The 13,696-nt window shown below is 51.9% G+C and carries 16 protein-coding genes; 5 read left to right on the top strand and 11 right to left on the bottom strand.

All coding sequences use genetic code 11. The features are described from left to right. Positions 1–96: 96 nt before the first annotated feature. The 6 genes from moaA to mnmG all read right to left on the bottom strand — a co-directional run bounded on the left by moaA (position 97) and on the right by mnmG (position 6,766). Entirely contained in the window at positions 97–1,062 is a 966-nt protein-coding gene (gene moaA, locus JMG82_RS08890) for a GTP 3',8-cyclase MoaA (protein ID WP_201352397.1), read from the bottom strand. A 113-nt stretch (positions 1,063–1,175) separates the two neighbouring features. Next, positions 1,176–2,111, bottom strand: a complete 936-nt coding sequence (locus JMG82_RS08885) for a c-type cytochrome (RefSeq protein ID WP_201352396.1) — start codon at positions 2,109–2,111, stop codon at positions 1,176–1,178. 10 nt (positions 2,112–2,121) lie between these two features. Continuing rightward, a complete protein-coding gene (locus tag JMG82_RS08880) occupies positions 2,122–3,336 on the bottom strand; it encodes a cytochrome b (RefSeq protein WP_201352395.1) in 1,215 nt (404 codons plus the stop codon). A 12-nt stretch (positions 3,337–3,348) separates the two neighbouring features. Next, positions 3,349–3,873, bottom strand: coding sequence for a ubiquinol-cytochrome c reductase iron-sulfur subunit (gene petA / locus JMG82_RS08875; RefSeq protein ID WP_201352394.1), 525 nt, complete (start codon positions 3,871–3,873; stop codon positions 3,349–3,351). Between the two features lie 69 nt (positions 3,874–3,942). Further along, entirely contained in the window at positions 3,943–4,818 is an 876-nt protein-coding gene (locus JMG82_RS08870) for a hypothetical protein (protein WP_201352393.1), read from the bottom strand. 82 nt (positions 4,819–4,900) lie between these two features. Further along, positions 4,901–6,766: a tRNA uridine-5-carboxymethylaminomethyl(34) synthesis enzyme MnmG gene (gene mnmG / locus JMG82_RS08865; protein ID WP_201352392.1), complete on the bottom strand. Its 1,866-nt coding sequence runs from the start codon at positions 6,764–6,766 to the stop codon at positions 4,901–4,903. Positions 6,767–6,883: 117 nt separating this feature from the next. Between mnmG and JMG82_RS08860 the strand changes: the two genes are divergently transcribed. From JMG82_RS08860 to JMG82_RS08840, 5 genes are all read left to right on the top strand, one after another. Further along, the gene (locus tag JMG82_RS08860) at positions 6,884–8,410 is read left to right on the top strand and encodes a DNA-binding transcriptional response regulator (RefSeq protein WP_201352391.1); all 1,527 of its coding nucleotides are present in this window, start codon (positions 6,884–6,886) and stop codon (positions 8,408–8,410) included. 9 nt (positions 8,411–8,419) lie between these two features. Further along, positions 8,420–9,037, top strand: a complete 618-nt coding sequence (gene ribE / locus JMG82_RS08855; RefSeq protein WP_201352390.1) for a riboflavin synthase — start codon at positions 8,420–8,422, stop codon at positions 9,035–9,037. 90 nt (positions 9,038–9,127) lie between these two features. After that, entirely contained in the window at positions 9,128–9,628 is a 501-nt protein-coding gene (thpR, locus tag JMG82_RS08850) for an RNA 2',3'-cyclic phosphodiesterase (RefSeq protein ID WP_201352389.1), read from the top strand. Between the two features lies 1 nt (position 9,629). Then, a complete protein-coding gene (locus JMG82_RS08845) occupies positions 9,630–9,941 on the top strand; it encodes a cupin domain-containing protein (protein ID WP_201352388.1) in 312 nt (103 codons plus the stop codon). After that, the gene (locus JMG82_RS08840; RefSeq protein ID WP_201352387.1) at positions 9,935–10,204 is read left to right on the top strand and encodes an EscU/YscU/HrcU family type III secretion system export apparatus switch protein; all 270 of its coding nucleotides are present in this window, start codon (positions 9,935–9,937) and stop codon (positions 10,202–10,204) included. Before JMG82_RS08845 ends, JMG82_RS08840 begins: the two co-directional genes overlap by 7 nt. A gap of 105 nt (positions 10,205–10,309) precedes the next feature. Here JMG82_RS08840 and amrA read toward each other — a convergent pair whose 3' ends face one another. From amrA to JMG82_RS08815, 5 genes are all read right to left on the bottom strand, one after another. Next, positions 10,310–10,879, bottom strand: a complete 570-nt coding sequence (gene amrA / locus JMG82_RS08835; protein ID WP_201352386.1) for an AmmeMemoRadiSam system protein A — start codon at positions 10,877–10,879, stop codon at positions 10,310–10,312. Positions 10,880–10,920: 41 nt separating this feature from the next. Further along, entirely contained in the window at positions 10,921–11,694 is a 774-nt protein-coding gene (locus JMG82_RS08830) for a tRNA (5-methylaminomethyl-2-thiouridine)(34)-methyltransferase MnmD (protein WP_201352385.1), read from the bottom strand. Between the two features lie 60 nt (positions 11,695–11,754). Beyond that, a complete protein-coding gene (locus JMG82_RS08825) occupies positions 11,755–12,057 on the bottom strand; it encodes a hypothetical protein (protein ID WP_201352384.1) in 303 nt (100 codons plus the stop codon). After that, positions 12,051–12,566 (bottom strand): S-ribosylhomocysteine lyase, encoded by a 516-nt coding sequence (gene luxS, locus JMG82_RS08820; RefSeq protein ID WP_201352383.1) that lies wholly within the window; start codon positions 12,564–12,566, stop codon positions 12,051–12,053. The genes JMG82_RS08825 and luxS overlap by 7 nt, the downstream gene beginning before the upstream one ends. A 155-nt stretch (positions 12,567–12,721) precedes the next feature. Continuing rightward, positions 12,722–13,684, bottom strand: coding sequence for a thiamine pyrophosphate-dependent enzyme (locus JMG82_RS08815; RefSeq protein WP_201352382.1), 963 nt, complete (start codon positions 13,682–13,684; stop codon positions 12,722–12,724). Positions 13,685–13,696 lie beyond the last annotated feature (12 nt).

Genomic DNA, 13,696 nt, shown 5'->3' with positions numbered 1-13,696 from the left:
TTCAAAAAGAGATGAAAAGAAAAAAAGGCATAACACCGGCTTCTTCCCATGCCAAATGACCCCCGACCGACGACCTGTTTTCCGTTTCACGAAAAATCACCCCCCCGTTTCATAAAAGGCGCGGGAAGACTCCTCGCCCTCTTCCTCGTCCCATCGGTTTTTCTCCGGTTTGTTCCGAAGCACTTCCCTCAATATTTCGTTGGCTTCATCAATATTTCCCGCTTTCACGGCATCACGTATACTCATCGCCTCGTCGAAATAGAGGCAGGGTATCAAAAACCCCTCTGCCGTCAGGCGTATCCGATTGCAGCTTTCGCAGAAATCGTGTTTGTGGGGGTCGATGATACCGAATTTGTAGCCGTCATCGGTCAGGTAGTTGAAGGCCGGACTGCTCCCTTCGCGACCCACTTTGTGAATCGTGTATCTCTCTTTTACTTTCGAGAGTATCTCTTTGCCGCTGAGACCCTTGAGACCGGCTTTGGCATGGACATTTTCCATATACTCGATATAGCGGATCGTCATGCCCCGGGCTTTTGCGTACTCCATCACGTCAACGATTTCATCTTCGTTGATCCCTTTAAGAGGCACCATGTTGACCTTCACTTTCAATCCGGCCTCGAGCGATTTTTCGACCCCTCTTAGCACCTTCTGCAGCACATCTTTCTGGGCGATCCGGTAAGCCACATGGGGTTTGAGCGAATCGATGGAGACGTTGATTCGTCTAAGGCCCGCGTCCTTGAGCCTCTCGGCCACATCGGCCAGCAGATAGCCGTTGGTCGTCAGGGCCAGATCGATATCGGGTTTGTAGTCGTGAATCATCGAGACGAAGCGGTCGAGGTCCTCCCGAAGCAGCGGTTCGCCTCCGGTGATCCGGATTTTTTCGATCCCTTCATCGATCGCAACACGGACGAAACTGAAAAGCTCCTCGAAACTGAGCAGATTCTCCCGTGGCACCCAGGAAAAGGGTTTTTCTGGCATGCAGTACTGGCAGCGGAAATTGCACCGCTCCGTGACCGAAATACGTAGATAATTGACCGTTCGTCCATGTCCGTCTATGAGCATTCTGTTTCCAATCGGAGATTTTTGCTCTTATTTTACATCAAAAAGGAAAAAAGAAGATAAATAAACGGGTCGATGAAGATTTCAGGGCCCCAAAAGGTGCCCTGAAGAAGTGATTAGTGGAGTTCTCTCCAGATGCTCTGTTTCCACAGATATGCCAAAACAGCGAAGATCAGCAGATAGATCATCGTTTTGACGCCGACACTGTCACGCTCGTGACGTTTCGCGTCTCCGACATCCGCCATGTACTCGATAACTTTTTCCGCACTCTCTTTGCTTACACCGACACGCGGCATCGCCGTACCAGGAAGAAGGTTTTGCGGATTTTCCATGAAGGTGCTGAGGAAGTGCTCACCGCGGCTTCGGATATACATCGAAAGATCCGGCGGAAGTTTACCCAGGTATTTGGTCAGTTTATCCTGATAATCGACCACTTTCTCTTCGAACTTGATTTCGTCGATCTTATGCTTAAATTTGGGACGCTCGCCGATTTGAGTCCACTTGTCGTAATGCATCGCATGACATCGGCCGCACGCCGTTTCGAATGTCTCTTTCGGTGTAATCTCTTCGGGCTTTTTCGCGATCGATTTCAGATAGGCGACAATATCGGCAATCTCCTGCTCCTTGTCTCCTCCCAGTCCGAAGAATGCAGACATCGGGAAGGTTCGGCCGGCTTTTGAAAATTTATGCTCGACCATCAGTGCGTGCTCGGGGCTGGCGATCAGATCGGCAAGGAACTTTTCATCAAAGATGACGCCGGCATTGCTCAGATCGGGCGGATTGACACCGAAACTGGCTACCGCGGCGTTCGGATCCATCGGGGCCGGCATTCCCGCGGCTTTGACACCGTGGCAGCCGATACAGCCGGCATTCATGAAGGTTTCGGCACCTTTGGCCGCATCACCTTTTTTCGTTAACGGTTTAAGATCGTTGTAGGCAAATCCTTCACTCTCGACATGCTTGTGCATGACGGAGTGCGCATACGGTTCGATACCCCAGTAGGTCAGCAGTGTAAAGAATACGACTACCGCTAAAATTTTCAATTCTTTCATTTCAGCCTCCTCACACTGCTTTTTCTTTTTTGGTTACGATTGGCAGCACAATCCACAAAATGATGAATACCCAAGCCGCAACCAGACCAATCGTACTGTAAATGCCCTGCGGCGGCAATTTACCCATCATTGTCAGGACGATCATATCGACCAGCAGAATCCAGAACCAATACTTGAAGGGCCCACGACGATTGGCGGGCGCCACGTTCGGACTCTTGTCCAGGAAAGGCAGCAGGAAGAAGATCACCTGCGCGAATCCGAAGGCGACAAGACCCGGGTCTTTCGGGAACGGCCGGAGGATTTCGTAACTCCAGAGGAAGTACCACTCAGGATAGATGTGCGGCGGGGTCTTCAGACCGTCGGCCGGATCGAAGTTGATCGGATCCATCGCAAAATCGAAGTGCCAGAAAACCAGATAGAAATAGAAGATCAGGAAGATCGACACGACAAACATATCTTTGGAGAGGAAGTCGGGCTGGAAGCGGATCACTTTCGCCTCTTTGGTCTTGCCTGCCAGGTACTTTTTGGCCTCTTCGTCAAAATCGACCTCTTCGCCATCCTGATTGTTGACGTGCGGAATGCGCAGCGTACCGAAGTGCAGGCCGATCAGCGCCATGATGACCAGCGGAAGCAGGAAAACATGCAGCATGAAGAATCGATCGAGGAAAGCCTGTCCCGGAACGTAGTCACCGCGAATCCACTCGACCAGGCCGTTGAGTTCCAAAGATCCGAGGCTGAAGAGGTTGGTGATAACCATACCGGCCCAGTAGCTCATCTGGCCCCACGGAAGCATGTAACCGCTGAAGGCCTCGGCGGAGAAGGTGACAAACAGCAACATACCCGAAAGCCAAATCAGTTCACGCCCCTTTTTGTAGGATCCGTAATAGATGCCTGTGAACATGTGGATGTAGATAATCAAAAAGACGACCGATGCCGCCACCGCGTGCATATGGCGCCAAAGCCATCCGAACTCCACCTCTTTCATGATCGTATAGTTGACGCTATCAAACGCCGTGTTGACATTCGGCTGATAATACATCAACAGGAAAATTCCGGAAATTACCAATATTCCGAATGTAACGGCGAGAACCATGCCCATCGCCCAGAGGAAATTGATGTTTTTCGGAATCCAGTACTCTTCTGCCAGAACCCGGCGCAGCGTCTTGATCGCAAGGCGCTGGTCGAGCCACTCTTCCAGACTGTGTGCTTTTTCAAAATGTGCCATTTACCTGCTCCTTTAGGCGATAACGCCGGCTTCTTTCATCTTTTTGTACTCAGGGCCTTCTTCTCCCAGAACAATGGTCGTTCCATCGATTTTGAAAGGAGGAATTACCATCGGACTCGGAGGAGGCGGCGCTGTGTTGATACCGCTGGCATCGAATTCACCCCCGTGACACGCACATTTGAAATCGTGTCTGTCGGGTCGGTAGGCGGGAATACAACCAAGGTGTGTACAAAGGCCAATACAGACGAGGAAATGGTCCTTCCCGACAATGACATCGCGTGCCGTCTCCTCTTCGGTCTGCTTGGCAACCATTTCCGGAGTTTTTTTGAGAATGAAAACGGGCTTGCCTCGCCATTTTTCGATGTTGAGGACATTGGGTTCCGCAGCGGAAAGATCCACTTTCGTAAAGCCTGCCGCTTTAACGCTCGGAAGGGGATCCCAGGTTTTTTTCGCCGCATAGAGCGCGGCGATTCCGCCCAGGGCAGCCCAACCGCCAAAGACTTTACCCATAAAGTCGCGTCGGCCGTTATTTGCCATAGCTGATCCTTTTATAGAGATTTTAAATCAACATATTATAGGAGCCAAAAGGTTAATTCTCAATAAAAATTAGCTGAGCTTATCTTTAATATAGTGGGCGGCTTCGAGGGCTGCATCTTTTCGTAGCACTTTCCGATTGATAACGAATGTTTCGGCCATGGCTTGCGCTATCGCCTCTGCCGAGAAGTCTTCGACGACGGGTACACCCACAGATTGCATTTTCCGTTTCCATGCCAAGGCAATACCGGGTTTTTGGATATAAACGGGACGGGCCCCGGCGGCCATGGCCTCGAGTACGCTCTGGGGAGAGGAGGAGAGGAAACATTCCGCCCGCATCAGGATTTCATCGTATCTTTCCGAATCTTCGACGCGTTTGAACTTGTTCCCAAGCTCATCGCCATACTGTAAGAAAAAGTAGTACCCCTCCAGCAAAGAGACGTCGAGACCGCAGAAGGCATCCGCGAGAGCAAGAAGGCGCCGCTCATAATCGTCATCTCCCCAAAAATACCATGTGCCGCCATCGTATTCGCCCGATTCGAAATAGCGGGGATTGACGATATCCACCGTAAGAATGCCCTCACCGCTTTTCATGCTTGAAATCAATCCCTCGCCGGCCGAGATGAAATCCTCCGGATCATCACTGACACGCACGAAACCCCGGAAATAGGCGGCCATCGCATCCCACATCGCACGGTTCTCCTCCTGCGAATCGAAGACCAGTGTATCCTCGGGTGTGGCGATGTTGGCGATGTTGCGCACCACATCGACACTCACATATTTCTCTATGCCCAAATGCTCCTTGGCATACTCTCCCGCACGGAAATCGTTGGTCAGCATCGTCACATCGACACCGATCTGCCGGAGTGCGCTGATTACGGGGGCGCTGCGGCGCAGCCTGTCGAGGCCGACACGGTGGCCGGTATTGATGTAATAATAGAGCTTCATTGTTTTTTATCCTTCGAAAATTCCAGACATGTCAAAAAAGTGCACGATCCCATAGATTGGCCCCTCTCATGGGCCAAGACCGTCACCGCCGTTGCATCATCTTGATATAGACATAGAGGATTTCGATCGCGGCCGGCGTGACGCCGCTGATCTGGCTGGCCGCAAAGAGCGTGGGCGGCCGAAACTGTGCCAGCTTCTCTTTGATCTCGTTGCTCAGACCCGAAATACGCGAAAAATCCATATCTTCCGGAATTTTCACCTCCAGCATCTCGTGCATCTTTTCGATCTGATCCCTTTGCTTCTGGATATATTTGTCGTATTTGGCATGAATCATCAACTGCTCTTTGACCTCGTCGGGCCATTCGGCCGTTTCGGGAATCAGCTTTCCCAGTTTCTCCATCGTGAAATCGGCGCGGCCGACGATCAGTTTGAGGGGCGTCTTGTCGGTGATCTTCTCCACACCGATCTCCTCGAGAATCCTCAACCCCTCCCTGCTGGGTGTGAGGAAACGCTTCTCCATCAGCCCGATTCCCTCCTCGATCATCTCCTTCTTTCGCAGCATCTTCGCATAGGTAGACTCGTCGATCAACCCGAAAGCGTGGCCATATTTCATCAGTCGCAGATCGGCATTGTCCTCCCGAAGCATCAACCGGTACTCCGCCCGGCTGGTGAACATGCGGTAGGGCTCTTTGGTCCCCTTCGTCACCAAATCGTCGATCAACACACCGATGTAGGCTTCGTCACGTCCCAGGATGAAAGGCTCTTTCCCTTGGACCGCCAACGCGGCATTGATGCCGGCCATCAATCCCTGGGCAGCCGCCTCTTCGTAACCTGTGGTGCCGTTGATCTGCCCCGCCAGATAAAGCCCCCCGATCTTTTTCGTCTCCAGCGTATGTTTCAGTTCGGTGGGATCGACATAATCGTACTCGATGGCGTAGCCGTAGCGTACGATTTTGGCGTTTTCCATCCCTTTGACCGAGCGGATCATTGCCAGCTGCACATCGGTAGGAAGCGACGTGCTCATGCCGTTGATGTAATACTCGGTCGCCTCCAGCGTCTGCGGCTCGACGAAAATATGGTGCCGCTCCTTGTCGCGGAAACGGTTGATCTTGTCCTCGATGCTGGGGCAGTAGCGGGGTCCCACTCCCTCGATCTGGCCCGAAAAGAGAGGCGCCCTGTGAAAATTCTCCTCGATGATGCGGTGGGTCTGCTCGTTGGTGTAGGCAATGAAACAGGGAAGCTGCTTCGGGTTGAACGCGGCTCGGTCGGTCCGGAAGCTGAAAGGCTTCGGCGGCTCGTCCCCCGGCTGCGGTTCCATCTTCGAAAAATCGATACTCGTGCCGTCGATGCGTGCGCATGTGCCGGTTTTGAGCCTTCCTACACGAAATCCCAGCGCCTTCAGGTTGTCCGCCAGTGCGGTAGAAGCGAATTCGCCGGCTCTGCCCGCTTCACGGGTCGTCTCCCCGATATGGATGACACCGTTGAGAAAGGTTCCTGTCGTCAGGATCACCTTTTTGGCATGAAAAACCTCGCCCAGCTCCGTTTTGACACCCGCCACTTCGCCATTCTCCACAACCAGCTCCTCGACCATACCCTGCAGGATATCGAGGTTTTGGGTACCCAGGCAGACCGTTCGGGCTTCGATGCGGTAGCGGTCCATATCGATCTGTGCCCGGCTTCCCCGAACCGCCGGCCCTTTCGTTTCGTTGAGTATGCGATACTGGATTCCGGCCTTGTCGGTCAAAAGGCCCATCTCTCCACCCAACGCGTCGAGTTCCTTGACCAGATGCCCCTTCGCCAGCCCCCCGATGGCGGGATTGCAGCTTGCCGCGCCGATCTGCTCGGCTAAAATCGTGATCATAAGTGTTTTCATTCCCATTCGCGCGGGGGCGAGTGACGCCTCGATGCCCGCATGCCCGCCGCCCACGACGATAACATCGTATTTCATCCGTTTTCATTCCTGGTAAAAAGATTTTCTGCCGATATATATACCATATAATCGCGGATTATATCTTTTTGAGATTAAAAAAGTTATGATATTGTCAATCTAAAAGAAAGGGTGCGTGTGCAGGGAAAAATCGTCGTCTATTCCGATCAGACGGGATTGGGGAAAATCATTACCCCCGATCATAAAAAGTACAACTTTTCGGTCGACGAGTGGAACGATTATGATGCCATGCCGGAAGTTGGCGCCATCGTCTCCTTCGAACCGGAGGGCATCAACGCCTGCAATGTCTTGCCGACAGGAGCTCCCTCCATAAAAAACTCCGCGCCCGGGAGGACCGCAAAGAGTGAAAAACCGCAGCGGAAAAAAGCGGTTTTCAAAAACGCGGTCGGAAGCGAAGAGAAAGAAAAAGAGGCGAAGGCCAAGAACCCCTACGCACTCGAATCGAGCATGGATGTCGATGCCTCCATCCAGATGCATTTTTCCGACATCCTAAAAAGAGTTGCCGACAACCAGGAGCTGATTCGGGAGAACCGGCGTCTTGATTTCATTCGGATGAACCGTTTTCTCACCACCGCCTACAACAACCTCATCGAAATCGACCACAGTTTCGAGAACTACGAGCTTACCGAAATCAAGCAGCAGCTTCAGGAAGCCTATGGCATCTACCGGGAATTCAGGAAAAAAACCGACTTTGTCCAGAACGCCTACGAACAGGTCTTTTTGAGCAAACAGATCCGTTACAAGGAGCTCCGTGCCAAACTCGAACTCAACAGAACCCAGATCGGCAAACTCAACGAAAGTGCCAAAAGCCGGGAAGTCGAGATCAAAGAGAAGAGCGAACGGCTCAAACATCTCGCTCCCCAGAGCGAAGAGTACATCTACCTTTACAACGAAATAAAGATTCTCAAGCGGGCGATGGTAGACGCGATTCACGAAGTGGCGAAACTGACCGAAGAGAACCGGCTCTATAGCGAAATGCTCGACAACTTCTACAAGATGCACTACGACCGATTCAAAGAGCTTTTCGGCGAATTCGTCGAGACGCACGATGCGCTGCTTCGAAAAATCCAGGATGTGCTGGCCTACAAATTCGATGCGATGATGTGGAAAAAGGCGAACCGCTCAAAACCGATCCAGAACTTTTTCACCAAGGCTGGCATCACCGACGAATTCAGCGCCATCACCTACCTGAAATACTATCTCAAAACACTCGACGCTTCGAAACTGAACCAGCAGAACCAGGAGTTGATGGAGCTGTTGCACTATCTGGAGAAGCAGACGAAAAAAAGAATTGTCTGTATCGACGACGATACGGAGTTTCTGACGCTTGTGCGCACCATCTTCGGAGAAATCGACCGGGATATCAAAGTGACACTGGGTACCCGCCCCGAAAAGGTGCTGCCGGAGCTGAAAAACCTGCAGCCCAACGTGCTCATCATCAATCCCGATATGCACGCCATCGACCCGGAAGCGGTCTTCGGATATGCCAGAAAGATCGTTCCCGACATCGAGACGGCCTTTTTCGCCAAACGGATCAATCGGGAACTTCTTGTGCGGGCCAAACGTTTCAACGTGGCGGCCATCATTCCCAAGACGGTGCACAAGCAGGAACTGCTGGAGCAGTTCAAACAATACATCGATTAGAGGAGTAAGATGTTTACGGGACTTATCCGGGAGATGGCGGAAGTCGTCTCCTACCAGAACAATCGTCTGACCCTAAAGGCCAAATACCGGCCGAAAATCGGCGATTCGATCGCTGTCAACGGTGCCTGTCTGACGGTCATCGAGGTGAGGGAGGGACGTTTTGTCGTCGAGCTAGCCGACGAGACGCGGGAGGTGATCGCGATGGAAAACCTCAAAGGCAAAGTCCATATCGAACCGGCCATGCAGATGGGTGAGCGTTTCGAAGGGCATATCGTACAGGGGCATATCGATACGATCGGCACTGTCACAGCCATCCACAAACGCACCAACGGGACCGATTTTTTCATCCGCATTCCCCGGGAGTATCTGCAATATATCATTCCGAAAGGATCGGTCACTGTCGATGGGGTCAGCCTTACCGTCAACGGGGTGAGCGAGGAGGGATTCCGGCTCACCATCATTCCCCATACCCTCAAAGAGACGCTTTTTGGCACCTACCGTATCGGCACCCGTGTCAACATAGAAACTGATCTCTTCGCCCGGTATGTCGCCAACATCCTCGAGAAGCGGGAAGCGGCGAAAAAGAGCGGATGGGAGAGGATAGAACGTTTTGAGGCACTCTATTGAGAGCAGTGAACGCAAATCATTATCAACGCATCCCAAACGACAAAGAGGGGCGAAAGCCCCGTTCCAACGACCAACGACCAAGGAAAAACCATGCGGCTGTTTCTGGGTAGTTATGCGAATATCGAGTTTTACGAGGAGATCCGACGGGACATGCACCCCTTTTTCGAGGGCAAATGGGTCGAGAAAAAAAATCTTCACTTCACCTGGTTCTTTCTCGGAGAGCAGCCCTCCGCGGCCCCAATCATCGACCGGCTGCAGCCGTTGAAGAGGCTGCCCCGGCTGCCCCTCTCCATCCAGGGGTTCGGCACGTTCGGCAGGCCCCATCCGAAGGTTTTCTATCTCAAAACCTCTTCGGTCACAACCGGGATACTGCATCGGAAGATAGCCGAACTGCTGCAAGAGGAGCCCGATGAAAAGTTCAAAGCGCATATCACTCTCGCCCGAATCAAAAAATTCCATTCCAACGGATACGAACATCTGGAGCGTCCATGGATGAGCGAACCGCTGGGTCTCGTGGAGGCACCGATCTATCTCATCGAAAGCCGCCTGACACCCTCCGGGCCTATCTATATCCCCATCGAGGAGTTTTGAAATGGTAAAAAACCTGTTTGACAAAGCGGTACCGGCTACCGGAGAGAGTTACGAAACACTCCTGAAAAACGACGATGTCACGATAGAGCTCATCGTCAGCAGTGACCAGCCTGAACCCATTCTCTATCATCAGCCAAATGACGAAGCGGTCCTGCTTCTTGAGGGAGAAGCGACCCTCTGGATCGACGGCAGGCATATCACGTTGAAATCGGGCGATTTTTTGCACATACCTGCCAAAACACCCCACAAGGTCCTGGAAACCTCCTGTGGCACCCGGTGGCTTGCGATCCATACAAAGGCGCCGCTGTGCTGACCCCCAAGGCCGCCGCGCTCAAATATACGATGGAGAAAGACAACGCCCCCAAACTCCTTGCGGCTGGGCGAGGGGAGATCGCGCTCAAAATCATCGAAAAGGCCAAAACCTTCGACGTCCCTCTTTTTCAAAACGAAGTGCTGGCCGACGCTCTGTTGAAACAGAATCTCGGAACCGAAATCGACCCTCGGCTATTCCAGGCGGTGGCGGAAGTCTTTGTCTGGCTGATGAGGGCCGAAGCGTCGGTGCAGATGTCGAAATAAAAAGTGAGCGGTAAGCAGTTTCAGCGAAACCGATTCAGTATCCATGTGTCAAGTGTTTTGATCAATTTGCACTGCTCTCAATGAAAAATGACCAACGACAAATGACTACCGGCATCCTGCGCTGTCGCACTCTTTGAACTTCTCCACCTGGTAGGTAAAGATGGTCGGATGATAGGCCAGGCAGTTTTGCGGCAGGCCCGCTTTGAGGCAAAGATGCGCGAAGAACAGATCGAAATCGTTAAGATCTTCCCACACCTGAGGTAAAAAAGTCGCCTGCCTTCCATCCAACTGCAAAATGACGCCATCTACTTCGGGACGGATTTTTTGTCGCAAATCTTCGATATCGGTGTACTCCAGCGGCTGGGGTACACTCAGCAGCGAAACTTCGATATCCACATTCTCAAACTCTTCTGCCTTCAGAGGCGAAAAGCGGGGATCTTCGAAGGCGGCAGCACGGGCATTGGCCACCAGGTCGTCGATGAGCCGCCGATGGGGGACAATGGAGCCGATGCAGCCCCGCAACCCTCCATTGATGGTCAACGTCACGAAAGTGGCCTGCTCTCTGGCAAGCTCGGGATATCGGGCGACCAGCGCTTCTTTGTCCACCTCCGGGGCCAGGCCGAACGCGGAGGCGATCGATTGTCGGGCGATTTTTAAAAGAAGTTCACCATTCATCTGCATACCTCTTAAATTATTTTTAAGAAGTATACCATAACTTAAGCATTATTTAATGTTGATGCGACTATATCTTTATCGCAAAGTGGAGCGGCCAGAGGATTACGCTCTTTTTTAGGCCTCATATCGATCGGCACAAGAGGCAGATCGTCACGCAGCGAGGCGATGGTACCGCTTCTGACTTCCCGAGAGGGCGGAAGATAAAGATGCAGACCGTTTTCGGCCATACCCATCCGAACCGGTGTCGCCGACGAATAGGTGGTGACGATGCCATCCTCCGCCAGATGCGCCGTCAGGTCGGCAAAATACTCTTTGGTCCATAGCATCGGATTCTTTTTGGGGCTGAAGGCGTCCTGGTAGACGATGTCGAAGGTTTCGTCGGTCGACCGAAGAAACTCCCGTGCATCACCGAAAATCACTTCGATTGAAATCCCGCCATTTTCGTATTTCCCGGTTTTGGCAATCGAATCGATCGCTTCTTTGAAAGGTTTCAGCGCTTCGGGATAAGGAAAGTCGGACAAAGAGCGCACCAGCGCCTCGTCGAATTCGGGCGATACGATACGAAGCTTTTTGGCAAGTGCGTTCTTTTTCAGATAGTACAGGGTACTTAAAGTGTTGTACCCCAGCCCGAAACAGATATCCAAAACGGTAATCCGGTCTCTGTTTGAACCGATCAGCGAAAAAGCCGGTTCCACATGCTTTTTCAGCGACTCTTTGAGTGCCCCGTCCCGGGTGGAATGGTAACATTCGTCAAACAGGTCGGAACGGGCGGTGAATGTGCCGTCCTGCGTTTCGACAAGCGTCAAATGTTTCATTTCAAATGAAACGGAACGTTTTTCCAAAACTTTTCACTTTACGTTTTTCACTTTTCACTGTCAAAACGTCGCTTCATGCAGTTCTTTGAACTTGAATCCTTCGATCACCTCATCGATATCGGCACCCTCTCTTGCGACCAGAACAAAAATGTTCTCCTCCATGAAAGGCCAAATCGGCTCACCCTGGCGTGCCACGATGGCATAATCGATGAACTCATCAATCTCTTCGCGGCTTTCGTAAAAATCGATTTGTTGGATCTCTCCGGCGTCGAAAGTGATAAGCCCCCACGCCTTCGCTTCCTCCATCAAGACCAGCTTCGCCGTGTCGGAATCTTTGGAGTCGAGCGGAAGAAGAATCAACATTTGGCGCCCTTGAGTTTTTCGGGATCCAGCTTCAAATCTTCGTTGTGCATGATGCCGATGCCCCTTTTTAGCACCCCTTCGGCGATCTCTTTGGCTTCCTCAAGCGAGTGCATTTTGCAACTGCCGCACTGGTAGATGTTAAGTTCCGGAATATCCTCCATGCTTTTGACATTCAGTACATCTTTCATCGAAGCTTCCCACGCCTTCGCAACGCGTTCTTCCGACGGCGCCCCGATGACGCTCATATAAAATCCCGTTCTGCATCCCATCGGGGAAATGTCGATCACTTCCACATCGTCGCCGTTGAGATGCTCGCGCATGAATCCGGCGAATAGGTGTTCGAGCGTATGGATCCCTTTTTCTCCCATCATCTCTTTGTTGGGTTTGCAAAACCGCAGATCGAAAACAGTAATCGTATCGCCGCAGGGCGTCTTCATGGTTTTGGCCTTGCGCACGGCGGGTGCGGGCATGATGGTATGGTCGACGGTAAAGCTTTCAAGCAGCGGCATGGCAATCCTTTTGAACTAAAAACTAAAAACTAAAATTTCGGTATTTGCCGACGTGTGATAATTGCATGGTATATCTGATGATTGATATTGTATTGTATAGAAAGAAAAAATTTTAGTTTTTAGTTTTTCACCGCAAAAGCCCAAAGGGCTTTTGCTTAGACGCTCGCCTCTTCCCGGCGCTGGAGGTACTCCCAGCGCTCGTCGACCATCTTCTGCCATTCGTCGATGAGATATTCGTACTGGGGCTTGAAGAGGTGTTTGAAACGTCCCTGAGCACCCAGATAGTCACGTACCGGTACTTTGTTTTTGGGTCGGTAGGTAATGGTGAGTTTGGTGCCGTTTTCGATTTCATAAAGCGGGAACACCAGAGAATCGGTCGCCAGGTCGGAAATGGCGATCGTATCGTCCGGCGCGAATTTCCACTCGGTCGTACACGCGCTCATCGCGTTGATGAAGACCGGACCTTCGGTCTGGAAACCTTTTTGGATCTTTTTGACCATATCTTTCCATTTGTTCGGAGCCACCTGTGCCACATAGGGGGCGCCATGGGCCGCCATGATACCGACAATATCTTTTTTCATCATCTTTTCGCCGTAGCTGACACGGCCAGCGGGAGTGGTAACAGTGCTCGCGCCAATCGGTGTGGAAGAGCTTCTCTGTCCGCCTGTATTGGCGTACACTTCGTTGTCCAAACAGACATACATCATGTCGTGGCCGCGTTCGAAACAGCCAGAGATCCACTGGAATCCGATATCATAAGTCGCGCCGTCACCGCCGAATGCGACGAATTTGGGTGTTTTGCCCTCGCAGGATGCGGGCAGTTTCCCTTTGCGCTTGCGCGCCTTGTACATCGCCTCCGCACCGGCAACCGCCGTCGAAGCGTTTTCAAAACCGATATGAATCCAGCTGTTGTCCCACGAGGTATAGGGGTAGACCGCTGTACAGACTTCCAGACAGCCGGTCGCAGAACCCAGAATCAACGGATCGTGGGTCGCGTTGAGAATTTCGCGGACGATGATCGAGTGTGCACATCCCGGGCACAGCAGGTTCGCACCCTCGAAACGGTCCGCAGAGGTAGAAAACTCTTTGAGGTTTTTTATTTTTTTGATTTCACTCATCGTGCACTCCTA

Origin of the sequence: Hydrogenimonas urashimensis (assembly GCF_016593255.1) — a bacterium.
In the GTDB taxonomy this organism is placed as follows: domain Bacteria; phylum Campylobacterota; class Campylobacteria; order Campylobacterales; family Hydrogenimonadaceae; genus Hydrogenimonas; species Hydrogenimonas urashimensis.
Note: the sequence above shows the minus strand (reverse complement) of the source record. Positions and strands in the feature narration are given on the sequence as shown.

Excerpts from the sequence above, each read along its gene's own strand:
- moaA (WP_201352397.1), bottom strand. The coding sequence starts at position 1,062 with ATGCTCATAGACGGACATGGACGAACGGTCAATTATCTACGTATTTCG.
- JMG82_RS08885 (WP_201352396.1), bottom strand. The coding sequence starts at position 2,111 with ATGAAAGAATTGAAAATTTTAGCGGTAGTCGTATTCTTTACACTGCTG.
- JMG82_RS08880 (WP_201352395.1), bottom strand. The coding sequence starts at position 3,336 with ATGGCACATTTTGAAAAAGCACACAGTCTGGAAGAGTGGCTCGACCAG.
- petA (WP_201352394.1), bottom strand. The coding sequence starts at position 3,873 with ATGGCAAATAACGGCCGACGCGACTTTATGGGTAAAGTCTTTGGCGGT.
- JMG82_RS08870 (WP_201352393.1), bottom strand. The coding sequence starts at position 4,818 with ATGAAGCTCTATTATTACATCAATACCGGCCACCGTGTCGGCCTCGAC.
- mnmG (WP_201352392.1), bottom strand. The coding sequence starts at position 6,766 with ATGAAATACGATGTTATCGTCGTGGGCGGCGGGCATGCGGGCATCGAG.
- ribE (WP_201352390.1), top strand. The coding sequence starts at position 8,420 with ATGTTTACGGGACTTATCCGGGAGATGGCGGAAGTCGTCTCCTACCAG.
- thpR (WP_201352389.1), top strand. The coding sequence starts at position 9,128 with ATGCGGCTGTTTCTGGGTAGTTATGCGAATATCGAGTTTTACGAGGAG.
- JMG82_RS08845 (WP_201352388.1), top strand. The coding sequence starts at position 9,630 with ATGGTAAAAAACCTGTTTGACAAAGCGGTACCGGCTACCGGAGAGAGT.
- amrA (WP_201352386.1), bottom strand. The coding sequence starts at position 10,879 with ATGAATGGTGAACTTCTTTTAAAAATCGCCCGACAATCGATCGCCTCC.
- JMG82_RS08830 (WP_201352385.1), bottom strand. The coding sequence starts at position 11,694 with ATGAAACATTTGACGCTTGTCGAAACGCAGGACGGCACATTCACCGCC.
- JMG82_RS08825 (WP_201352384.1), bottom strand. The coding sequence starts at position 12,057 with ATGTTGATTCTTCTTCCGCTCGACTCCAAAGATTCCGACACGGCGAAG.
- luxS (WP_201352383.1), bottom strand. The coding sequence starts at position 12,566 with ATGCCGCTGCTTGAAAGCTTTACCGTCGACCATACCATCATGCCCGCA.
- JMG82_RS08815 (WP_201352382.1), bottom strand. The coding sequence starts at position 13,684 with ATGAGTGAAATCAAAAAAATAAAAAACCTCAAAGAGTTTTCTACCTCT.